We start from the raw sequence: 22,687 nt of genomic DNA on the forward strand, positions 1-22,687 counted from the left end.
TGCGCAGCACTCACCAAACTTACACATGCGCCGCCTCCAGCAAGATCCGCCCGCTGGAGCAGGTGGCGGTTTCGTTGCGGTAGGCGAAATAGAGTTTGCCGCGCGCCGGGTCGAAGCGCAGGTGCAGCTGGATTTCATCGCCCGGGCGCACCAGTTGCTGGAACTTCAAGACTTCCATGCCGGCGAATTTTTCCGGCAGGTTCATCAGTTGCCGGCCCAGGCTCAGCGCCCAGTCCACCTGCACCACGCCAGGCAATACCGGCGCCTTGGGGAAATGACCGCTGAAATAGGCCAGGTCCGGTGGCACGGCCAGTTGCAGGCTCCACTCGCCATCGCTTTCGACTTGCTCCAGCACCTCCGGGGCTTTGGGGCGCGACGCCAACAGCAGGGCGTCGACGTCGGCTTGGGGCAGTTTGCCCTGAGCGTTCAGTGGCAGTTGTCGCAGCAGGCGCCAGCGTCTCGGCAGAGCCAGGGTTTCGCAGTGTTGGCTCAGGTGTTGGCGCAATTGCTCGGTGAGGCTGCGTCGGCCCAGATTACGCAGAGCATGCAAACCGGCTTCGCTCGGGACCACTAACGCCCCCAGGGAAGCGCGGTTTTCCTGAACCACGCCGAGCCGCGCTTCGCTGACCCAGTCATGGGCCATCAGCGCCTGTTCCAGCATCGGCAGCGAGATGCGTTTCTCTTCCAGTTTGACGATCCGGTCCAGTCGCCCGAGCAATTCGAAGCGACCATCGACGGCGATGCGTGCTGAGTCGGCAGTCTGTTCGACATGACCGTCAGGCAAGTAGGGCGAAGCGATCAGCAGCGCACCCTCACTGTCTTGAGTCAGTGTGACATCGGCAAAGGGTTGCCAGAGTTCGGCGCCCTGACGCCAGGCGATGCCGCCGGTTTCCGAGCTGCCGAAAATTTCCGTTGGCCATTGCCCGAGACGCTCATGCAGGCTCTGTGCGGCCTCGACCGGCAATGCGCCGCCGGAGGAAAACACCCGGCGTACGCAGCTCAAGGCAGGCCAGTCGAGGTTGTCGCCCATGCGCTTGAGCAGCGCCGGGCTGGCCACCCAGGCAAAGGCCGGGTGCTCGCGGCTGGCACGTTGCAGGTCTTCCGGGAACGCCAATTGCTTGCGTACGAACGGACGTCCGGCGCACAACGGCCACAGTACCCGAAACAACAAACCGTAGATGTGCTGGGTGGCGACGCTGCCAATGATGCACGCCGGGCCCAGGCCAGAGCCCCACAGCTGTTCCAGGGCTTCGATTTCATTGGCCAGTTGACGCAGGTTTTTTTCGATGCGCTTGGGTTCGCCACTGGAACCGGATGTGCACAGGCTCAGCCGACAGTGATCCAGGTCCAGTACAGCGGCACTGAGCGGTGGCTGTTGGAAATCGCCAAGGTGCATGTCGCCCGGTTGATCGGTCAGCCACAGATCGACGTCATTCGACCAGCGTTGGCGGGTCTGCGGTTGCAGGTCCGAAGGCAGCAGCACGCTGACCCCGGCACGCCAGGCACCAAGCAGGGCAATCGCCAGGTCAGCGGCATCCTCAAGGTGCACGGCCATCTGCCGTACACCCCGGGCTTGCAGGCCGGCGGCCAGGCTCAGCGACAGTTCGCAGAGTCGGGCGTGATCCAGTGCCGGACCGGTCGTGATGGCACGGTCCGGCCGGGCCTTGAGCAGCAGGTGCTCAAGTTTTATCCAATTCATGGGTGGCCTCGTACCCTTAGTCGTATCAGCCATTCAATGGCAAACATCAGGCCTATCAATCCGTAGGAGATCAGGCCGGTGTACAGCGTCCACCAGCTCAGCGGCGCCCAGAGGGTCAGGGCGGCGGCACACAAACCGTTGCATAGAAAAAAGACGCTCCAGGCGATGGTCACCTGGCGGGTATAGCGAATGCCCTCGGCCGGCAATTGCGGCTCGCGTACCCGGGCCAGGCGTTCAACGATCGGTGGGCCGAATGTCAGGCTCGAGCCGAACAGCACCAACATGAAGACGCTGATCAACACCGGATACCAGCGCAACAGCGCCGGGCTGTCGAACAGTGCCAGCAACAGGCAGAACACCATGGCCACCGTCGCCATCCACAGGCTGCCGGGCCGACGTTTGCCGGTCAGCGCCCGGGCCAGCCACAGTCCGCCCAGCAGCAGGCCGAACTGCCAGGGGGCGAAGTGCTCCATGCCGAAATACACCGCAAAGGGATACAAAAGGCCCGCCAGCAGCAGGCCGAGGCCGATCACTCGACTCATGCGGCCGGTTGAACCAGACGGTAGACCGCCTCGACCACGTCACTGACGGTACGCACCGATTTGAATTCTTCGGCGGCGATTTTCTTGCCCGTCTGACGTTTGATGTGATCGATCAGGTCGACCGCGTCGATGCTGTCGATTTCCAGGTCCTGATACAGGTTGGATTCCAGACTCACACGCCCGGGGTCCAGTTCGAAGAGTTCGACCAGGGCATCGCGCAGGGTGTTGAAAATGTCGTCACGAGTTTGCATGGTCCGCTCTCAAGCTGCCTGTTTTGCGGTGACGAACGCCGCAAGGCTCGCCACGTTACTGAAGTGATTACGAGTGTCTTTGGCATCGGCATCGATTTTGATGCCGTACTTTTTCTGGATGGCCAGGCCCAGTTCCAGGGCGTCCACCGAGTCCAGGCCCAGGCCTTCGCCGAACAGCGTCTGCTCGTTGCCGATGTCTTCGGCGCTGATGTCCTCGAGGCCCAGGGCTTCGATGATCAGCTCTTTGATTTCCAGCACCAGGCTATGGGTGTTCCGATCGCTCATCTTCGGCGAGCTCCTTGATGAAGTAAGAATGCAAATAATCGTTGAGCTTGCGCGAGGCTTGCGGAGCCGGCCCCAGCGAGGCGAAGACCTGTGGGTCTATATCGGCCCCAACCCGAAAACTGAAGTGCACGCGGCGTTTGGGGATGCGATACCAGGGCTCGGCCTTGGTCAATGTGGTCGGGTTGACCTTGATAATGACCGGGGTGAGGATTTTCGCACCCCGCACGGCGATTGCCGCCCCGCCCCGATGAAAGGCCGGTGCCTGCCCGGGCCGGGTGCGCGTGCCTTCGGGGAAAATGATCAGGGTCTGGCCGTCTTTCAGCGCATCGGCAGCCGTGTCGAGCATGTCCATGCTGCCGTCGTTGCTGATGTAATCGGTGCAACGCAGCGGTCCGCGGGTGAACGGATTTTCCCAGAGGCTTTGCTTGACCACGCAGTTGGCGTGACGCACCAGGCCGATCAGAAACACCACGTCGATCAGCGAGGGGTGATTGGCAAGGATCATTTGCCCGGGACGACCGAGTTTTTCCGCGCCTTCAATGTCGTAGGTCAGCACCCCGGTACGGGCCATGAAGCGCACAAAAATCCAGAAACAGCGGCTGACGGTTTGCCGGGCCCGCAGCCGATGGGTGCGGGCGTCGCCGGGCAGGCAGTTCAGCACAGGAAAAACCACCAGGCGCAGGCACAGGCCGCCCAACCCGAACAGGGCAAAGCTCGCGGCGGTGGCCAGCAAGCGCCAGTAATAGGCGTCGCGGTTTTTCTCGGTCACGGGTTGCGTTGCCAGGTCCATACACGATTTTTCCAGGCATGTTGGCAGGTGGTTTGCTGGCCGAGCAGCATACGCAACAGATTCAGCGCGTGGGGCCAGCGGGATTTGGACAACGCATCCGAGGGGCTGTTCAGGGACAACTGCCAGTCGGTGCCTGGTGTGATCAGCAGGCCGACGGCATAAGGGAACGGCACGTCGTCGATCCAGGTCGAGTAAGCCTCGGGCGGCCGCTCTTCGGTCACCACCAGCAGTACCGCGCCAGCGCCTTCGGCCAGCAGCGCGGCCGCTTCGAGCATGCCGTGCTCCAGGCCATCGCCTGCGGCAGCCAGGGCCGTCATTTCGCTGGTTTCACCGCGCATGATCGACCACAAGCCAATAATCGCGTTATGCACAGACAAGCTGAACCGGGTCGGCGACAGCGGCTGATCGGCGGCCAGATCACTGAGAATGTCGACGGTGTGCGGGGTTTCGCCGTGACGGGAAACAAAGACCAATGGCAGATCCTGCCGGCCTTCGGCCAATGGCCAGCCGACACTGAATGCCATCCGTGCCAGGCGGCTGAGCCTGCGGCGCTGCATGGCCGGCAGAAAGGAAACGTCGGGAGCGGCATCGCTGTCCGGCAGCACGACGGGTTGCCGGCTCCAGGCCTGCCAATCGTTCACGCTCTCAAGCCCCGGGGCCCAGGCGCGCCATTGGGCGATGTTGAAGTTGATCACAGACATTCATCCCGCCCTCACGGGCTTACTTGACGCGGGGAGTGGCCGAGAGCCGAGACTCACCCTGCGCGGCGTTTGCCGCCGAGTGGCGCGCATTATCCCGGTGCCGGGAACGTGTAGCAAATGCTGGTTACATTTTGCTCAACAAGATGCAGCGACTGGCTCGCAAAAACTGAGCGATTGGTAATTATTCACACAATCACTACTCCGTCTGTCGGCTCCTGCGTCAAACCATCGGGCCGTTCACGGCTTTTCATGCAAGAGAAGGCAACTGACTGTGTAGTCCCTGTGCCGACAAGGTAGCGAAGCAACGCCGTGCACCACTACACTCGGTCATTCTTTGATACACGGAGGTTTTGACATGCGGCGCGTGGTGTTCAATCAGAAAGGTGGCGTTGGCAAATCCAGCATTGCCTGCAATCTGGCGGCGGTCAGTGCCAGCGAGGGTTTTCGCACCTTATTGGTGGATCTCGATGCCCAGGCCAACTCCACTCAGTACCTGACGGGTCTCACCGGTAGCGACATCCCGATGGGCATCGCCGATTTCTTCAAGCAGACGCTGTCTTCCGGGCCGTTCTCCAAAAAGAATCAGGTCGACATCTACGAAACCCCCTTCGATAACCTCCACGTTATTACCGCCACCGCCGAACTGGCGGACTTGCAGCCAAAGCTTGAAGCAAAGCACAAGATCAACAAGCTGCGTAAGTTGCTTGAGGAACTGAGCGAAGACTACGACCGGATTTACCTCGATACCCCGCCAGCGCTGAATTTTTATGCGGTTTCTGCATTGATTGCCGCCGATCGCGTGCTGATTCCCTTCGATTGCGACAGTTTTTCACGCCAGGCACTCTACGGTCTGATGGCGGAAATCGAAGAGTTGAAGGACGACCATAACGAAGGCCTGGAAGTCGAAGGCATCGTCGTCAACCAGTTCCAGGCCCGCGCAAGCCTGCCCCAGCAAATCCTCGACGAACTGATCGCCGAAGGCCTTCCGGTGCTGCCGGTGTACCTGGCCAGCTCGGTACGCATGCGCGAATCCCACCAGGCCAACACGCCGCTGATCCATCTCGACCCGCGACACAAGCTGACCCAGCAGTTTGTCGAGCTGCATAACCTGCTGGAAAACGCCTGATCTTCCAGGCGAAACAAAACACTGTGGGAGCGAGCTTGCTCGCGATAGCGGACTGACAGTCAACATTATCTTCGACTGACACATCGTCATCGCGAGCAAGCTCGCTCCCACAGGGGCTGTGTTGCTTCAGATACCCTGGCTACGCAGCCAGGCCATCAACTGCGGCAACGGAAAAGCCCCGCTCTGCCGGGCGATCTCCCGGCCGTTCTTGAACAGGATCAGGCTCGGGATCGAGCGAATCCCCAGCTGCGCCGACAACTGCTGGTTTGCCTCGCTGTCCAGTTTGGCCAACCGGCACTTGCCCGCCAGTTGCCCGGCCGCCTGCTCGAACACCGGAGCAAACGACTTGCACGGCCCGCACCAGTCCGCCCACACGTCTACCAGCAGCGGCAGATCGCCCTTGATCTGGCTGGCGTAGTCGCCTTGTTTCAATTCAAACGGCTTGTTCAGCAGGACTTCGGCCTTGCAGCGTCCGCATTTCGGGTGGTCGTTGAGGCGCTCGGCGGGGATGCGGTTGAGGCCGTTGCAATGGGGGCAGGGGATGAGGAGAGGGTCGGTCATGAGCAAGATCCAATGGGGAGCTGATAACACCTAGTTGGAGACGTTTGCTCATGTTTTCAATCGCGCAGTGTCCGACGATAAAACTAGGCTGAATGGTGCTGAGCCAGACCGCTGGTCTGTCTAGGATTATCGCAACTTGCGATATTTTTGATCTGTGATTTACTCACCATAGCAAAATGCGATAAGGATGTTGCATGCGAGTGTTTTCCGAAAAACGAATTTGGGACGCCAAGGAAAAGTGGCCGCAGGTAGCCAGCGCACTGGACCAGTGGTATCGAATGGTAAAGCGCGTCAAACCAAGTGATTTTGCGGCAATGAAATCGTCATTTCCCGCAACCGACAAGGTCGGTGAGTTTCACGTTTTCGATATCGGCGGTAACAAATTACGGCTGATTGCCTATGTTCGGTATCAGCATCAAAAGATCTACATCAAGCATGTGCTGGATCACCGCGAATATGACCGCGGTAAATGGAAGGAGGGAAGAGCATGAGCGTTCTGATCAAAAACGCGGCCGAGCATTGGGAATTCGTATCGCCATTGCTACGCAAACCCAAAAACGAAGACGACTATGACACGCTGGTGCAGGCACTCGACGAGTTACTCGAGATGACCGGAGTTGACGAGTCGCATCCTCTGATGAGTCTGGTGGACATCATCGGTGACTGGATTGAGGAATGGGATCACAAACATCACCCTATGCCCGAAGCCACAGGTGCCGAAGTGCTTGGTTACATGATGCGCGAACATGGATTGACTCAAAGCGACCTGCCTGGCGTCGGCCCTCAGTCGGTCGTTTCCGAAATCCTGAGCGGCAAGCGCCAGCTCAACCTGCGGCAGATCCGCTGGTTGGCCGAGCGATTCAATGTGCCAGTAGACGTTTTTATCTGACCCGCCTCACGACGAACAACTGATCTCCAGATGCTTACCCCATTCCGGCGGCCTCTCGGCGTAGCTTTCCATCCCCGGTTGTTCCTCGAACGGATTGCTCAGCACCGCATGCAGTCGTCGAACTTCTGAATAGTCGCCGCTCTCTGCCGCATCGATGGCCTTTTGCGCCAGGTAATTGCGCAGGATGTACAGGGGGTTGACCGCGTGCATCCGATGGCGGCGCTGCTCTTGATCAAGCGCGCCTTCACGGGCGACCCGGGCGACGTAGCGCTCGCCCCAGGCATCAAAGCCCTTGAGGTCGACGAAGTCGTCGCGCAAGCGGGTGATGGCCTGTTCCGGTGCTTCATCACCCAAACGGCGGAAAAACAGGCTGTAGTCGACGCCGCTGTTTTGCATCAGTTGCAGCAGGTTCTCCAGCAGTTTCTGGTCGTCATCCTCCGCGGTGGTCAGGCCGAGGCGGCGGCGCATCAGGTCCAGGTAATGAGCCTGGAACAGCGGCAGGTAGAGGCCGAGGGTTTCGCGCAGGGCTTCGACGCTGATGAATGGCGTCAGGGCCTGCGCCAAGGCGCTGAGGTTCCACTGGCCAACCGGCACCTGGTTGCTGAAGGAGTAACGGCCCTGGTCGTCGGAGTGGTTGCAGATGAAGTTGGCGTCGAAGTCGTCGAGGAAGGCGAACGGGCCGAAGTCGAATGTAATCCCGAGGATCGACATGTTGTCGGTGTTCATCACCCCGTGGCAGAAGCCATAGGCCTGCCATTTGGCGATCAGTTCGGCGTTGCGCTCGACCACTTCGCGGAACATCGCCAGGTACGGCTCCGGTTGTTCCAGGCACTGCGGGAAGTGCATGGCCAGCACGTGATCACCCAGCACTTTCTGCTGCTCGGGGCGTTTGGTGTAGTAGAAGTATTCGAAGTGGCCGAAGCGCACATGGCTTGGCGCCAGGCGCAGGACCATGGCCGCGCGCTCCTGCTTTTCGCGCCACACCGGGGTGTCGGAGCCGATCACGCACAGGGCGCGGGTGGTCGGGATATTCAGGGCGTTCAGGGCTTCGGAAGCGAGGAACTCGCGGATTGACGAGCGCAGTACCGCCCGGCCATCGCCCATGCGTGAAAACGGCGTCTGGCCGGCGCCCTTGAGGTGCAGGTCCCAGTGTTCGCCGGCCTCGTTGTACACCTCGCCGAGCAACAGGCCGCGGCCATCGCCCAGTTGCGGGTTGTAGGAACCGAACTGATGTCCGGAATAGACCATCGCCCTCGGAATCGCATCGGCCCAGAGCTTGTGGCCGCTGAACAGTTCGGCGAACTCCGGGGTTTCGGCCACGGCCGGGTCGAGGTCCAGCAGGGCCATGGCGGCGGGGCTGGCCACGACCAGGCGTGGATTGTCGATGGGCTCGGGCAGCACATGGGCGGAAAACGCGTCGCCCAGGCGGTCGAAGCGATTATCGAAGGTGAGTTCGTCGAGGGCTTTCAAGGGCCGGCTCCAGCAGAATGTCCGAGCATTCTGCTGGGGAAAGGCCGGTTAGTCGAGTTTGGCGGCGGGCGGTTCTTGCGCCGGCTTGCCGTCGACGATCGGCACGATGGTTTTTGCTTCCGGCTCGATCGGCACCATCTTGTATTCCTGGCCGTGCAGGTTCTTGAGGTAAACCTCCATCTGCCGGAACGAGATGTTGATGTGCTGCTTCTTGAACTCGCGGTTGATGAAGCGGTTGACCTCGTCGAGCACCGGGTTGCGGTCGCCGAGGTCGCGCACGTGCATACGCAACTCGTGGTCGAGGGTGCTTTCGCCGAAATTCAGGAAGTACACATGCGGCTCCGGGTCTTTCAGGACGCGCGGGTTATCCCGTGCAGCCTTGAGCAGCAGCTCTTTCACCAGGTCCAGGTCCGAGCCGTAGTCGACGCCGAGCTTGAGGGTCACCCGGGTGATGGTGTCGGTCAGCGACCAGTTGATCAGTTGCCCGGTAATGAACGTCTTGTTCGGGACGATGATGTCCTTGCGGTCGAAGTCGGTGATGGTCGTGGCGCGGATGCGGATCTTGCTCACCGTACCCGACAGGTTGCCGATGGTGATGGTGTCACCGATCCGCACCGGACGTTCGAACAGGATCATGATGCCGGAAATGAAGTTGGCGAAGATTTCCTGCATGCCGAAACCGAGGCCGACCGACAGCGCCGCCACCAGCCATTGCAACTTGTCCCAGCTCACGCCCAGGGTCGACAGGGTCGAGACGAAGCCGACGCCGGCGATCACGTACGAGAGCAACGTGGTGGTCGCGTAGGCGCTGCCCTGGGCCAGGTTGAGCTTGGACAGGACGAAGACTTCCAGCAGGCCGGGCAAGTTGCGCGCCAGGGCAAAGGTGATGCCGATGATGATCAGCGCACCGAGCATGTCGCCGATGCTGATCGGCACCATGCTCATATTGGCGCCGGTACCGCTGGTGTATTCGTAGAGGGTGATGTTGTCCAGGTACGAGAACACGGTGATCAGGTCGGCCCAGACCCAATACAGCGCCGCCATGAAGCCGCCGAGCAGCGCCAGGCGGATCAGGCGCAGGGACTGTTCGTTGACCTTCTCGATGTCCATGGTCGGCTCTTCGATCACCGCTTCGCCGTCGCCGGCCTCTTTGGCGGCCAGGCGCTTGGCCAGGGCGCGCTGGTAGGCCAGTCGCCGGGCCGCCACGCTGAGGCCGCGCACGAAGGTGGCTTCGATCACCAGCCAGAACATCAACAGGTACAGGGTATTGATCAAGCGGTCGCTGAGCTTCAGCGCGGTGTAGTAGTAGCCGAAGCACACCGCCACGAACAGCGCGACAGGCAGGGCGGTGAACAGGATCCCCACCAGTTTGCGGAACAGCGAGGCATTCTCGTGGGTCGGGCTGCTGCTGAGCAAGCGGCTGAGCAGCAAGGTCATCAAGGCGTAGCAGATCAGCACCACCGGCATGCCGAGCACGTCATCGGCCAGTGCCGCCGGTTGCAGTTCGGCAACGGCGACAACGGTCACCAGGGCCATGACCACGATGCCGAGGCGGCGGATCCATCTGCGCAGGAACTCTACCTGGGGCTTTTCCCAGCGGAAATGCAGTTCTGCCACGCCACCCGGCGCGAGGATCCGGTAGGCGGTGTAGAACACCAGCCAGGCCCCGGCCATTTGCAGCAGCGCCGCGCCCATATTGGCGTTCTGCCCACGGGCGTCGATTTGCAGGGCCAGCCCGCACAAGGCGAGGCCCAGGGAAACCGGCATCGCCAGCAGGACATTGATCAGAATCGCCTGCGGGGTGTGCCACTGGCTATCGCGCTTGAAGTGACCGATGTCCTGGTGAACCTTGTTCAGTCGTGCGTACAGACTCTTGCGCCGCCACAGCAGCGCACCGATCAGCAGCGCCAATGGCAGGAACAGCAGCGGGCGCTGGGTCAGGCCATCGGTCAGTTCGCTCAGGCTTGACAGTACCGGCAGCGAATCGAGCTGACGCTGCAGGCGGTCCGGCACGCTGTGAATCCACTCCAGGTCCAGCGGCTTGTTGCTGGGAATCCAGAACATCTGTTCATCGAGCGTCGCCCGCAGGCTTTGCGCGGTGCTGAGCAGTTGCTTCTGGTTCAGTTGCAGGGTGATGGATTCATTGAGCACTGCGCTCAGTTCGCGATTGAGCCGCTCCAGCAGGTCGGCGCGGGTGGTGGCCAGTTCCATCAGGCTTTTGCGCAACTGCGGCGTGACTTGCTCGGGGGGCTGGGTCGACAGCAGGTTTTCAACGTAGGTGGTCGGGTTGCTCAGCAGTTCCCGTTGCTGGCTGACTTCGAACTGATACAGGCGAATGTCAGCGATCTGGTCGGCCAGGTTGCGGTCGAGCCGCAGGCGCGGCAACGCCTGTTTCTGTTTGTAGAGAATCTTCGAGAGCAGCAGGCTGCCTTTGAGCACGTTGATTTGCTCGTCCAGCGCCGCATCGCTCTGGGTCAGGCTATCCAGCTGTTGCTTGGTCTGCAGATTCTGCTGGGTGACTTCGTTGAGGCGGTCGGTGCTTTTGAGCAAGTAGTCCGAGAGCTTCAGGTTGGCCGCGCTTTCGGTGGCCAGCAGGCTGCTGCCGCCAGCCTTCTGCGCTTCGATGGATTGCTGGGTGACTGTTTCCTGGGACAACGCCAGACGCTTCTGATTGATCAGGGTTTGCAGGTCCTGGATTTCCTTGTCCAGGCGGTCGGATCGCTCCGACAACAGGTCATGCTGGCTGTTGCCGAGGTCTTGCAATTGGGTATTGCCGGCCAGTTCCTGGCGACGCAGCGGGATCAGGGCGTTCAGTGCCGCCAGTTCGGCATTGAGCTGGTCGCGCTGCTCGGCGCTCAGGGTCTTGCCGGCGTCCTTGCCGTTCTTGAGGATATTGTTGATCTGCTGAATGCGCGTCTGGCTGCTGGATATCTCCGCCTGGGCGCGCTCGGGGCGGGTCTGGGCAGTGATGGTCAGGCTGTTGGCATCACCCAGGGCTTTTTGCAGGTCGCTTTGCTGGGTGGAGCGCTCAGTGAGCATTTGCTCCAGCTGCTGGATCGACTCTTTGGCGAAGCGCTGCGCCACCGGCACCACAGGGCTGGCCTTGAGGCGGGTCAGTTCGCGCTGGTTCTCGATCGTCTGCTTGGGTGCAGAACTCAACGTTTGCTTGAGCTCGATCAGCTTCTGCTCGTAGTCACGCTTGTTGTTGAGCTGGTTCAGCGTGCCTTGCAGGACGGATTGCAAAGCCTTCTGATCGGCTTCCGGCAGTTTGCGGTCGGCAATCTTGTCCAGGCTCGCTTGCACGGCTTCGCTGGAGGGCGGTTCGGCCGCTTGCGCCGCTTGTGAAAAACCAAGGGGGCCGACAGAGAGACTCAAGCCCAGAAGGGCAATGGCGAAAAGGGAGCGCAGGTTAGGCATAAAGACCGGTCAAGCAAGTGAGAGTGGAAGCAGTTTAGAGGAAGAGTCCGGGACCCGGGCGACTTCCTTCGGGGAATCTGACGCCCACTTTGCCGATCTTGTTCCCGTCCATGACCGCCACGGTCCAGATGGTGTTGTTCCATTCCACCTGGTCACCCACCACCGGCGCGCCGCCGACTTTCTGGGCAATGAAGCGGCCAAGGGACATGTCCGGATCGATGCCTTCGACCTTCAGCCCATACAGGGCCGCAACCGCGGCCAGCTGGGCGTCTCCTTCGAGTACGAAGTCGCCGAAGAAGCGCAGATCGAGGCCCCGTTGTGGCGCCTGGCTGAAGAGTTTTCCGAGGGCCGGCAGGTTGTGTTCGTGGCCGATAACACACAGCAAATCATCGACTTCCAGCACCGTACTACCCGACGGATGGAGCAATTGTTGACCACGAAACAGGGCGGCAATACGGGTGCCTTCGGGCATTTTCAGCTCACGCAGGGGTGAACCGATGCACCATTTTTCCGCGCCGAGGCGATAAACGAACAGCTCCCACTCGCTGGTGACATGCACTTCCAGGGCTGAGCGCGAGATGGGTGCAGGCTCCGGGGGCACCGTCACCTTCAGCAGCTTGGCGACCCACGGCAGGCTCGTGCCCTGAACCAGCAGCGACACCAACACGATAAAGAAGGCGAGGTTGAAGTACAGCTGGGCGTTGGGCAGGCCGGCCATCAGCGGGAACACCGCGAGAATGATCGGGACCGCGCCACGCAGGCCGACCCAGGAAATGAACGCTTTCTCACGACCATGGAATGCCTTGAACGGCAGCAGGCCGACCACCACCGACAGTGGCCGGGCAAACAGAATCATCCACAGCGCCAGGGCCAGTGCCGGCAAGGCGATTGGCAGCAGGTCGTGAGGTGTGACCAACAGCCCCAGCACCAGGAACATGCCGATCTGCGCCAGCCAGGCCATGCCGTCGAGCATGTGCAAAATGCCGTGGCGGCTGCGCACCGGACGGTTGCCGATCACCAGGCCGCACAGGTACACGGCAAGGAAGCCGCTGCCGTGCAGGGCGTTGGTCAGGGCAAACACCACCAGGCCGCCGGCAATGACCAGGATTGGATAAAGACCGGTGGCCAGGTTGATGCGGTTGACCAGTTGCAGCATGAGCCAGCCTCCGCCCAGGCCGATGACGCCACCGATGCCGAACTCGCGCAGCAGGTGGGTCAGCAGACTCCAGTGCAGGCCGGTCTGGCCGCTGGCGAGCATGTCGATCAGGGTGACGGTGAGGAACACCGCCATCGGGTCGTTGCTGCCGGATTCGATTTCAAGGCTGGCGGTTACCCGTTCGTTCAGGCCTTTGCCACCCAATAGCGAGAACACCGCCGCGGCGTCGGTGGAGCCGACGATGGCGCCGATCAGCAGGCCCTGGATCAGGTTCAGGTCGAACAGCCAGGCGGCCGCCATGCCGGTCAGCCCGGTGGTAATCAGCACCCCGACCGTGGCCAATGAGAGCGCCGGCCATAACGCCACGCGGAAACTCGAGACCCGGGTACGCAAGCCGCCATCGAGCAGGATCACTGCCAGTGCGAGGTTGCCGACCAGGTAAGCCGTAGGGTAGTTGTCGAAGATAATGCCGCCGCCATCGACACCGGCCGCCATGCCGACGGCCAGGATGATCACCAGAATCGGGATGCCGAGGCGCGATGAAAGGGAACTCACCAGAATGCTCGCACCTACCAGCAACGCGCCGATCAAGAACAGGCTGTTGATGGTCGTCGCATTCAAAGGCAGTACTCCAGAAAGCTGAAAGGCGGGCACAAACTGACCATGCAGTCTGCGTGCCAGCGATTCTAACCTGTTGAAATGTGATGCTGTCAAAAAGGTTTTGCAGATCAAAAGATCGCAGCCTGCGGCAGCTCCTACATTAGGGAAATGGGAGATCTGCGTGTAGGAGCTGCCGCAGGCTGCGATCTTTTCGGCACCACTCTGTTACAGAGCAAAGGATTCGGCGACGAATTGCAGGAACCAGATTGGCTTATCACAGTCTTTAAAACTCGCGAGGAAGGTCACCCGTCAGCAAAATCAAGGCTTTGCGCCTGTATAACCCTGGCATCCACGGTGACTTTTCTTTATCGTACGCGCCCTTTGAAAAAGCCCGGAAAATCAAAATGTTGGAAGCATCCCTAAGCCAATTGGAACAACTGGTCAGCGACCTGGTGCAGCAGAACCAGACCCTGCTCGGCACCAACCAGACCCTGACTGCAGAACTGGCCCAGGCCAAGGATGAAAACGAAAGCCTGCAACTGAGCCTGATGGAGCAGGAAGAGAAACAAGGCGCCACGGCGGCTCGCATCCAGGCCCTGGTTGAGCGCGTCAGCGCAGGCCCTGTCAGCGCATGAGTTACAACGCCGCAGGGGTAAAAGTCGTCTCGATCCTGGGGGAGGACTATTCGATCAAGGCACCGGCCGGGGAAGAACAGACCCTGCTGGACGCCGCGATGATGTTGAAGGCAGCCCTGGCCGAAACCAAGAGAAAGTACCCGACACTGATCGGTGACCGACTGCTGGTGCTGGCGGCGATGAATCTGTGCTCCCAGCAGATTGAAATGCAGAAGCAGCACAAGCTCGAACTCGACCGTTACCAAGAGCAAGTCAGCGCCACGGTTGAAGTGATCTCCAAGACGATCAATCAGGCCTGATCGGCTTTGCGCACAACCAAAGAATAGATTGTCGGTTGGTTTGTATACAATCGGCACGGCTGTTGCAGTGTTTCAGCCTCTTATTCTTTGGGGGTGCTCCATGCAGTTTTGGCGACGCAGTATTCAATGGCAGTTGATCCTGAGCATGGGCACCGCCCTTCTGGTCAGTATCCTGATCGTGGTTGGCATTTATACCCTCGTGGTCAACCGTCTCGCCCAGAGCTATCTGGTCGAGCAAGCCTTGCCTTCGAGCATCGAAGCGATGCGCAACGACATCGAGCGGATCCTCGTGCAGCCCCTCACCGCCGCCAAGGACATCGCCAGCAACAGCATGGTGCGCGACTGGTTGGCCGGGGGTGAAGACAGTGCCCAGGCCGGCACGTTTACTACCTATCTCGAAGGCATTCGCGCCGAGCACAAAGCCTTTACCGCGCTGATTGTCGGCACCGCGACCAACCACTACTTCACCGAAAAAGGCCTGGACCGCACCCTCAGCCGATCCAATCCGAAAGATGCCTGGTTCTACGCGTTCCTCGACAGCAATCAGCCGCGCACCCTCAATATCGATAACGACACAGCCACCGGAGAATTGGCGCTGTTCATCGACCTCAAGGTCGAACAGGCCGGCAAAGTCGTGGGCGTTGCCGGGCTTGGCCTGAGCATGAAAGAGCTGTCGGAGCTGATTCACAACTTCAGTTTCGGGGAGCGCGGCAAGGTCTATCTCGTGCGTTCCGACGGTTTGATCCAGGTCCATCCCGAGGCGCAGTTCAGCGGCAAACGCACCTTGGCTGAGCAGATTGGTGCTACGGCGGCGCAAGCGCTGATGAGTCAAAAAGCCGCCACCAGCAGCGGCTTCCAGCGCGACGGCGAAGACTTCCTCGCCTTGAGCTTACCCCTGCGCGATCTCGGCTGGACCCTCGTGGCCGAAGTGCCGCAATCGCAGATCTACGCCGAAGCCCGCCGCGCCATGTGGATGAGCAGCGGCATCGGCCTGGCGGTGGCGCTGGTGTGCCTGTTGCTGGTGGTGTTGCTGGCCCGAGGGCTGGTGCGACCGATTCGCCAGGTAACAGCGGCGCTGGTGGCCATCGGTAGCGGTGGTGGAGATTTGACCCACCGGTTAGATTCCAGTCGCGCCGATGAGTTGGGTGATCTGGCGCGTGGCTTCAATCGCTTCCTGGATAGCCAGCGCGACATGATCGGCGAAGTGCTGACCACCAGCGAGCGCCTGCGCACCGCTGTCGACCAGGTGGCGCGGGTGGTGGACAACACCGCAGAACGCTCTGGTCGTCAGCAGGAAATGACTGACATGGTCGCCACCGCTGTTCACGAAATGGGCCTGACCGTGCAAGACATCGCGCAGAATGCCGGCAACGCGGCGTTCGCGTCACAAACCGCCCGTGACGAAGCGATGCAGGCGCGGGAAGTGGTGGGTGGTTCGATCCGCCATATTGAAAGCATGTCCCGGGAAATCGGCGTCGCGGCCACGGCGGTGGCCGAGCTGGCTCATCAAGTGGCATCCATCGATCAGGTGCTGGCGGTGATTCGCGGGATTTCCGAGCAGACCAACCTGCTGGCGCTCAACGCGGCTATCGAAGCGGCGCGCGCTGGCGACATGGGGCGTGGATTCGCCGTGGTGGCCGATGAAGTGCGCACCCTGGCGCGGCGTACGCAATCGTCCACCGATGAAATCCAGCAGATGATCGGCAGTCTCAAACAAGGCGCGGAGAACGCGGTGTCGTCGATGCATTCCGGGCAAGCTGCGACCGGCACAGGTGTCGAATCGAGCCAGCGTACCGGCACCTCGTTGACCGCGATTACCGGGCAAGTGGAGCGCATCAGCGACATGAACCATCAGGTGGCGACGGCGACGGAAGAGCAGTCGGCAGTCACCGAGGAAATCAATCGCAACGTGCAGGGCATTTCCGATCTGGCGCGGGCGACGGCGGGGGAGGTCAGGGCTTGTCGTGAGGATTGCCAGACGTTGCAGCGGTTGGCGGATGATCTGGCGCGGCAGATGGGTGGGTTCAAGCTGGGGTGATGTGCTGTCTGTGCTGACGCTATCGCGGGCAAGCCCGCTCCCACAGGGTTTGGTGTTGAACACTGGATTAGTGAACAACAGAGACTCCTGTGGGAGCTGGCTTGCCAGCGATTGGATTTCAAAGGCTACACAAGGCCGGGATCAAAACCACTCATCCTGCATCCCCAGGCAAACATCATCCCGTGCCTCAAGAATCGCCAACTCATGGTGACACCCTGGCACTTCCCATGTCAGGAAGTAGCGGGCTGCCTGCAACTTGCCTTTATAGAAGCTCACATCCGCTGCATTGCCCTTGCTCAACCCTTCCTCAGCGCGAATCGCCTGTTCTAGCCAGCGCCAGCCAATGACGGTGTGTCCGAACACCTTCAGGTACAGCGCCGAGTTCGCCAGGCTGCTGTTGACCTTGCCCTGGGCCAGGTCGGTCAGCAGGCCGATGGTCACCGTTTGCAGGCGCGCCACCAGTTTCTCCAGCGGCTCGCGTAGCGCCGTCAGCGACTCGAACGTCTGGGCACGTTCAGCGGTGTCGGCGATCAGGCGGATCAGTTGCTTGAGCCCCGCGCCACCGTTCTGCGCCAGTTTGCGGCCCAGCAGGTCCAGCGATTGAATGCCGTGGGTGCCTTCGTGGATCGGGTTCAGGCGGTTGTCACGGTAGTACTGCTCCACCGGGTATTCACGGGTGTAGCCGTGGCCGCCGAGGATCTGGATCGCCAGTTCGTTGGCCTTCAGGCAGAACTCCGAGGGCCAGGATTTGACGATCGGCGTCAGCAGGTCCAGCAGTTCATGGGCCTGCTTGCGTTCGGCTTCGGTCTCAAGGGTGGTGGTGTCATCGAACAGTCGCGCCGCGTACAGGCCGAGGTCGAACGAGCCTTCGACGTAGGCCTTTTGCGTCAACAGCATGCGTTTGACGTCGGCGTGCTGAATGATCGCCACCGGCGCGGTGTTCGGGTCCTTGCTGTCCGGCACGCGGCCCTGCGGACGCTCGCGGGCGTACTCCAGTGAATACAGATAGCCCGCGTAGCCAAGCATCACCGCGCCCATGCCGACGCCAATCCGCGCTTCGTTCATCATCTGGAACATGTAGCTCAAGCCATGGTGCGGCTTGCCCACCAGATAGCCGACGCACTCGCCGTTATCGCCGAAATTCAGTGCGGTAGAGGTGGTGCCACGCCAGCCCATCTTGTGGAATAGCCCGGCCAGCAGTACGTCGTTGCGCTGGCCGAGGCTGCCGTCGTCGTTGACCAGGAACTTGGGCACGATAAATAGCGAAATGCCCTTCACACCGGCCGGTGCGTCCGGCAGCTTGGCCAGGACCATGTGCACGATGTTTTCCGACAGCGGATGATCGCCACCGGAAATGAAGATCTTGTTGCCCTTGAGGCGATAAGTGCCGTCGGACGCTGGCTCGGCGCGGGTACGAATATCCGACAACGACGAACCGGCGTGGGGTTCGGTCAGGGCCATGGTGCCGAAGAAGCGGCCATCGATCATCGGTTGCAGGAAACGGCGCTTCTGCTCCTCGGTACCAAAGCTTTCGATCAGGTTGGCCGCGCCCATGGTCAGGAACGGATAAGAGGTCGAGGCGGCGTTGGCCGACTGGAAGTGTGCAAAGCAAGCCTGGGACAACAGTGTAGGAAGTTGCATGCCGCCGGCGTCGAAACTGCGCGCGGCGTTGAGGAAGCCGGCTTCGAGGAAAGCATCCACCGCCGGTTTCACTTCCGGAATCAGAATCGCCTGACCGTTCTCGTAGCGCGGCTCGTTCTCGTCGCCCTTGCGGTTGTGCGGGGCGAAGAACTTCTCGGCGATGCTGCGGGCGGTGCCTATGGCCGCATCGAAGGTTTCGCGATTGTGCTCGGCGAAACGTTCACGCTGAGTCAGGCCCTCGGCATCGAGGACTTCATACAGCTCGAAAGCCAGATTGCGGGAACTGAGCAGCGTCTCGGACATGGCGGCCTACCTTTTGTTGGGATGGGCCGAGTCTAGTCTTGCGAATAGAAGCTGAACAGGATGATTGATAAGGGTGATGTTGGAGCCGCGCAGAAACTTAGCAAGCGCCACAAACCACTGTGGGAGCGAGCTTGCTCGCGATGGCGGCAGATCAGTCAATATTAAAGGTGACTGACAGACCGCTATCGCGAGCAAGCTCGCTCCCACAGGGATTGTTGCTGAACCGGGCACCTGTTGCAGGTGCCCGGATTGTCGGGTTTAGCCGATCGTCATCAAACTGGCATTACCACCCGCCGCAGCGGTGTTGACGCTCAACGCACGCTCGATCACCAATCGCTCCAGCGCAATGTTGGTCTCGCCCTGCGACAGGCCCTGAACCCCGACAATCGCACCGGCACGTTTGGCAACCTGCTGGCAAACCGCGCGCAACTGGTCGGAATGGCCGTGATGCACAACCGCGTCAAACACCACTTCGTCCTTGTTCCAGTCGGAAACCAGCTTGATGCGCGCCTGAATCTCCTTCGGCAGGCGTGCGAACAGCGCCTTGGTCAGTTCACCTTCCGGCCACACCGCCGAACCGCCGACAGCCAGTACCGCCGCCAGTTGAGTCAGCAGGTCGCCTTCGACTTCCGCCAGGCACAGCACGTGTTCCCGTGGCAGGATCGCGTAGCTGTTGCGCTCGCCGGTTGGGCCGGCCAGAACGCGGGTGATGCCGCTTTGCGATTGTGCAGCGAATTGCACGCACAGGGTGCTCAGGTCGGCGAACTTGTGGCTGTCGGCCCAGGCTTTCAGGGCGGTCAGCGGCTTGCTCATGGCGTCGCGCAGACGAACGTCCGGTGCTGCGGCCGCGTCACCGCGAGCGAAGGATTGTTCGATCGCATCCGCAGGGCGGGTCGACAGCAGGCGGTACAGGTACAGCGGACCACCGGCTTTCGGGCCGGTACCCGACAGGCCTTCGCCACCGAACGGTTGCACGCCAACGACAGCGCCAACGATGTTGCGGTTCACATAGACGTTACCGGCATTGACGTTGTCGATCACCTTGGCGATGGTCTCGTCGATGCGGGTGTGCACGCCCAGGGTCAGGCCGTAGCCGGAAGCGTTGATCTGGCCGATCAGTTGATCGATGTCTTTGCGCTTGTAGCGAACCACGTGCAGCACCGGGCCGAAGATCTCCCGCTGCAGTTCGTCGAAGCTTTCCAGTTCGATCAGGGTCGGCATCACGAAGGTGCCGCGTTTGACTTCTTCGGCGTCGGCGATGGCCACCTGGTACACGCTGCGACCTTTGTCGCGCATGGCCTGGATGTGCTTCTCGATGCCAGCCTTGGCTTCGGCGTCGATCACCGGACCGATGTCCACGGACAGGCGCTCAGGGTTGCCGAGACGGCTTTCGGCCATCGCACCCTTGAGCATTTCGATGACGCGGTCGGCGGAGTCTTCCTGCAGGCACAGGACGCGCAGGGCCGAGCAACGCTGACCGGCGCTGTCGAACGCCGACGAAACCACGTCGATCACCACTTGTTCGGTCAGTGCCGAAGAGTCGACGATCATCGCGTTCTGGCCACCGGTTTCGGCGATCAGCGGGATCGGACGACCCTGGCTGTCCAGGCGACCGGCGATGTTGCGTTGCAGCAAGCGCGCAACTTCGGTGGAGCCAGTGAACATCACGCCTTTGACGCGATCGTCGCCGACCAGGCCGGCACCCACGGTTTCACCGCGACCCGGCAGCAGTTGCAGCACGCCCTCGGGAATGCCGGCTTCGAGCAGCAGGCGCACGGCTTGAGCGGCGACCAGTGGAGTCTGTTCCGCAGGCTTGGCCAATACCGGGTTACCGGCGGCCAGCGCAGCAGCCACTTGACCACTGAAGATCGCCAGCGGGAAGTTCCACGGGCTGATGCACACCACTGGACCCAGCGGACGGTGAGCGTCGTTGGTGAAGTCGTTGCGTGCCTGCACCGCGTAATAACGCAGGAAGTCCACGGCCTCGCGGACTTCAGCGATGGCGTTGGCGAAGGTCTTGCCGGCTTCGCGGGCGAGCAGGCCCATCAGCGGCTGGATCTCGGCTTCCATCAGGTCGGCGGCACGTTCCAGGATCGCGGCGCGTTCGGCGGGCGGGGTGGCCTGCCAGATCGGTGCGGCATTGAGGGCGCACTGGATCGCGTTGTCGACGTCTTCGACGGTGGCTTCCTGCACATGGCCGACCACGTCACGCAGATCGGACGGGTTCAGCACGGGAGCCGGGGCTTCGTTGCTGGACGCGCAGCCGAGTATCGGTGCGGCTTTCCAGTGGTTGTGTGCGGTAGCAAGAAGCGCGCAGGACAGGGAGGCCAGGCGATGTTCGTTGGCCATGTCGATGCCGCTGGAGTTGGCGCGTTCGGAGCCATACAGGTCGCGCGGCAATGGAATGCGCGGGTGCGGCAGGCCGAAACCGCCTTCCACGGTCGCCATCTGCTCGATGCTCGCCACCGGATCGGCCACCAGTTCCTGAATCGAGATCGACTGGTCGGCGATACGGTTGACGAACGAAGTGTTCGCGCCGTTTTCCAGCAGGCGACGCACCAGGTAAGCCAGCAGGGTTTCGTGGGTGCCGACCGGTGCGTACACGCGGCACGGACGGTTCAGCTTGCCTTCGGAAACTTTACCTACAACCTGTTCGTACAGCGGTTCACCCATGCCGTGCAGGCATTGGAACTCGTACTGGCCCGGGTAATAGTTCTGACCGGCGATGTGGTAAATGGCCGACAGGGTGTGGGCGTTGTGCGTGGCGAACTGCGGGTAGATGACTTCCGGCACCGACAGCAGCTTGCGCGCGCAAGCGATGTAGGACACGTCGGTGTACACCTTGCGGGTATAGACCGGGTAGCCTTCCAGGCCTTCGACCTGGGCGCGCTTGATTTCGCTGTCCCAGTACGCGCCTTTTACCAAACGGATCATCAGGCGATGACGGCTGCGACGAGCCAGGTCGATCACGTAGTCGATCACGTACGGGCAACGCTTCTGATAAGCCTGGATCACGAAACCGATGCCGTTCCAGCCGGTCAGTTGAGGCTCGAAGCACAGGCGCTCGAGCAGATCCAGGGACAGCTCGAGGCGGTCGGCTTCTTCGGCGTCGATGTTCAGGCCGATGTCGTATTGCTTGGCCAGCAAGGTCAGCGACAGCAGGCGCGGGTACAGCTCATCCATCACGCGCTCGTACTGGGCGCGGCTGTAGCGAGGGTGCAGGGCCGACAGCTTGATGGAAATGCCCGGGCCTTCATAAATCCCGCGACCGTGGGACGCCTTGCCGATCGAGTGGATGGCTTGTTCGTACGAGGCCAGGTACTTCTGGGCGTCGTGCTCGGTGAGTGCGGCTTCACCCAGCATGTCGTAGGAATAGCGGAAGCCCTTGGCTTCGAACTTGCTGGCGTTGGCCAGGGCTTCGGCGATGGTTTCGCCCGTCACGAACTGCTCGCCCATCAGGCGCATGGCCATGTCGACGCCCTTGCGGATCATCGGCTCGCCGCTCTTGCCGATGATGCGGCTCAGGGACGAAGTCAGGCCGGCTTCGTTGTGCGTGGATACAAGCTTGCCGGTCAGCAGCAAGCCCCAGGTGGCGGCGTTGACGAACAGCGAAGGGCTGTTGCCCAGGTGCGGCTGCCAGTTGCCGGTGCTGATCTTGTCGCGGATCAGGGCGTCACGGGTGCCTTTGTCCGGGATGCGCAGCAGCGCTTCGGCCAGGCACATCAGCGCCACGCCTTCCTGGGACGACAGGGAGAATTCCTGCAACAGGCCCTGAACGATGCCGGCACGGCCGCCAGCACTCTTCTGATTGCGCAGCTTTTCAGCAATCGAGGCGGCGAGTTTGTTGGTGGCTTCGGCCATAGGGGCCGGCAGGCGAGCCTGCTCGATCAGCATCGGCACGACTTCCGGCTCAGGGCGGCGGTAGGCGGCAGTGATCGAGGCGCGCAGTACCGACTGCGGCAGGATGCTTTCGGCGAATTCGAGGAAGCACTGGTGGGCGTGATCCAGAGGCGCGTCGACGCTGTCGTCGGAGTCCTTGGTCAAACCGCTCAGCTCGGTCAGGGTTGCACCACCCTCGAGTTTTTCCAGGTAATTGAAGATTGCCTGCTTGATCAACCAGTGCGGCGTGCGATCAATCGAGGTCGCGGCGGCCTTGAGGCGTTCGCGGGTCGGGTCGTCAAGTTTGACCCCAAGGGTGGTGGTAGCCATGTTTTTATCCTCATGTTTGCCACGACTGCGTGGCATCAGCTGGCGGCAAGATTAGCCGTGCGACTGTTGAGGTGC

18 protein-coding genes and 1 pseudogene are annotated in these 22,687 nt (G+C 61.2%); 7 read left to right on the top strand and 12 right to left on the bottom strand.

Translation table 11 applies throughout. The features are described 5' to 3' along the window. Positions 1-19: 19 nt before the first annotated feature. Genes KW841_RS11010 through KW841_RS11035 form a run of 6 tightly spaced genes read right to left on the bottom strand, consistent with a single transcriptional unit; the run spans position 20 to position 4,268 of the window. Positions 20-1,699, bottom strand: coding sequence for an acyl-CoA synthetase family protein (locus tag KW841_RS11010; RefSeq protein ID WP_218475911.1), 1,680 nt, complete (start codon positions 1,697-1,699; stop codon positions 20-22). Beyond that, positions 1,696-2,241: a hypothetical protein gene (locus KW841_RS11015; RefSeq protein WP_218475913.1), complete on the bottom strand. Its 546-nt coding sequence runs from the start codon at positions 2,239-2,241 to the stop codon at positions 1,696-1,698. Before KW841_RS11015 ends, KW841_RS11010 begins: the two co-directional genes overlap by 4 nt. Continuing rightward, the gene (locus KW841_RS11020; protein WP_007972204.1) at positions 2,238-2,492 is read right to left on the bottom strand and encodes an acyl carrier protein; all 255 of its coding nucleotides are present in this window, start codon (positions 2,490-2,492) and stop codon (positions 2,238-2,240) included. The genes KW841_RS11015 and KW841_RS11020 overlap by 4 nt, the downstream gene beginning before the upstream one ends. Before the next feature lie 9 nt (positions 2,493-2,501). Then, positions 2,502-2,777, bottom strand: a complete 276-nt coding sequence (locus KW841_RS11025; RefSeq protein ID WP_007972202.1) for a phosphopantetheine-binding protein — start codon at positions 2,775-2,777, stop codon at positions 2,502-2,504. Then, the gene (locus KW841_RS11030; protein ID WP_218475915.1) at positions 2,755-3,567 is read right to left on the bottom strand and encodes a 1-acyl-sn-glycerol-3-phosphate acyltransferase; all 813 of its coding nucleotides are present in this window, start codon (positions 3,565-3,567) and stop codon (positions 2,755-2,757) included. Before KW841_RS11030 ends, KW841_RS11025 begins: the two co-directional genes overlap by 23 nt. Continuing rightward, the gene (locus tag KW841_RS11035; protein ID WP_218475917.1) at positions 3,543-4,268 is read right to left on the bottom strand and encodes a beta-ketoacyl synthase chain length factor; all 726 of its coding nucleotides are present in this window, start codon (positions 4,266-4,268) and stop codon (positions 3,543-3,545) included. The genes KW841_RS11030 and KW841_RS11035 overlap by 25 nt, the downstream gene beginning before the upstream one ends. A gap of 355 nt (positions 4,269-4,623) precedes the next feature. On the opposite strand from KW841_RS11035, the gene KW841_RS11040 reads away from it, so the two are divergent. Beyond that, entirely contained in the window at positions 4,624-5,394 is a 771-nt protein-coding gene (locus KW841_RS11040; protein WP_015093167.1) for a ParA family protein, read from the top strand. A gap of 126 nt (positions 5,395-5,520) precedes the next feature. Here the strand turns inward: KW841_RS11040 and trxC are convergent, their stop codons facing one another. Further along, the gene (gene trxC, locus KW841_RS11045) at positions 5,521-5,955 is read right to left on the bottom strand and encodes a thioredoxin TrxC (protein WP_116262929.1); all 435 of its coding nucleotides are present in this window, start codon (positions 5,953-5,955) and stop codon (positions 5,521-5,523) included. Between the two features lie 194 nt (positions 5,956-6,149). Between trxC and KW841_RS11050 the strand changes: the two genes are divergently transcribed. Next, positions 6,150-6,446, top strand: a complete 297-nt coding sequence (locus KW841_RS11050; RefSeq protein WP_218475919.1) for a type II toxin-antitoxin system HigB family toxin — start codon at positions 6,150-6,152, stop codon at positions 6,444-6,446. Beyond that, positions 6,443-6,844 carry a type II toxin-antitoxin system HigA family antitoxin gene (locus tag KW841_RS11055; RefSeq protein ID WP_218475921.1) on the top strand — a complete coding sequence of 134 codons (402 nt, stop codon included), beginning with the start codon at positions 6,443-6,445 and terminating at the stop codon, positions 6,842-6,844. Before KW841_RS11050 ends, KW841_RS11055 begins: the two co-directional genes overlap by 4 nt. A 6-nt stretch (positions 6,845-6,850) precedes the next feature. Here the strand turns inward: KW841_RS11055 and selO are convergent, their stop codons facing one another. The 3 genes from selO to KW841_RS11070 are packed head-to-tail and all read right to left on the bottom strand — an operon-like array spanning position 6,851 to position 13,508. After that, positions 6,851-8,314, bottom strand: a complete 1,464-nt coding sequence (gene selO / locus KW841_RS11060) for a protein adenylyltransferase SelO (protein WP_218475923.1) — start codon at positions 8,312-8,314, stop codon at positions 6,851-6,853. Between the two features lie 48 nt (positions 8,315-8,362). Continuing rightward, positions 8,363-11,731: a mechanosensitive channel MscK gene (mscK, locus tag KW841_RS11065; protein ID WP_218475925.1), complete on the bottom strand. Its 3,369-nt coding sequence runs from the start codon at positions 11,729-11,731 to the stop codon at positions 8,363-8,365. Positions 11,732-11,765: 34 nt separating this feature from the next. Further along, positions 11,766-13,508: a potassium/proton antiporter gene (locus KW841_RS11070; protein WP_102698610.1), complete on the bottom strand. Its 1,743-nt coding sequence runs from the start codon at positions 13,506-13,508 to the stop codon at positions 11,766-11,768. A gap of 383 nt (positions 13,509-13,891) precedes the next feature. Here KW841_RS11070 and KW841_RS11075 point away from each other — a divergent pair, with 383 nt between their 5' ends. The 4 genes and pseudogenes from KW841_RS11075 (at position 13,892) to KW841_RS30050 (ending at position 16,459) form a co-directional block, all read left to right on the top strand. Continuing rightward, a complete protein-coding gene (locus KW841_RS11075) occupies positions 13,892-14,122 on the top strand; it encodes a hypothetical protein (RefSeq protein WP_007971835.1) in 231 nt (76 codons plus the stop codon). Continuing rightward, positions 14,119-14,421: a cell division protein ZapA gene (locus tag KW841_RS11080; protein WP_007981180.1), complete on the top strand. Its 303-nt coding sequence runs from the start codon at positions 14,119-14,121 to the stop codon at positions 14,419-14,421. Before KW841_RS11075 ends, KW841_RS11080 begins: the two co-directional genes overlap by 4 nt. Positions 14,422-14,566: 145 nt before the next feature. Continuing rightward, positions 14,567-15,595, top strand: a pseudogene (locus KW841_RS30045) (cache domain-containing protein); the annotation flags it as partial. A gap of 132 nt (positions 15,596-15,727) precedes the next feature. Beyond that, positions 15,728-16,459, top strand: a complete 732-nt coding sequence (locus KW841_RS30050; RefSeq protein WP_371319509.1) for a methyl-accepting chemotaxis protein — start codon at positions 15,728-15,730, stop codon at positions 16,457-16,459. 141 nt (positions 16,460-16,600) lie between these two features. Here the strand turns inward: KW841_RS30050 and KW841_RS11090 are convergent, their stop codons facing one another. Continuing rightward, on the bottom strand, positions 16,601-18,403 hold the full coding sequence (locus KW841_RS11090; protein ID WP_218475929.1) for an acyl-CoA dehydrogenase: 1,803 nt from the start codon (positions 18,401-18,403) through the stop codon (positions 16,601-16,603). 258 nt (positions 18,404-18,661) lie between these two features. Continuing rightward, the gene (putA, locus tag KW841_RS11095; protein WP_218475932.1) at positions 18,662-22,612 is read right to left on the bottom strand and encodes a trifunctional transcriptional regulator/proline dehydrogenase/L-glutamate gamma-semialdehyde dehydrogenase; all 3,951 of its coding nucleotides are present in this window, start codon (positions 22,610-22,612) and stop codon (positions 18,662-18,664) included. Between the last annotated feature and the right edge of the window lie 75 nt (positions 22,613-22,687).

Source organism: Pseudomonas sp. PDM28, from assembly GCF_019219115.1.
GTDB lineage: Bacteria > Pseudomonadota > Gammaproteobacteria > Pseudomonadales > Pseudomonadaceae > Aquipseudomonas > Aquipseudomonas laurylsulfatiphila.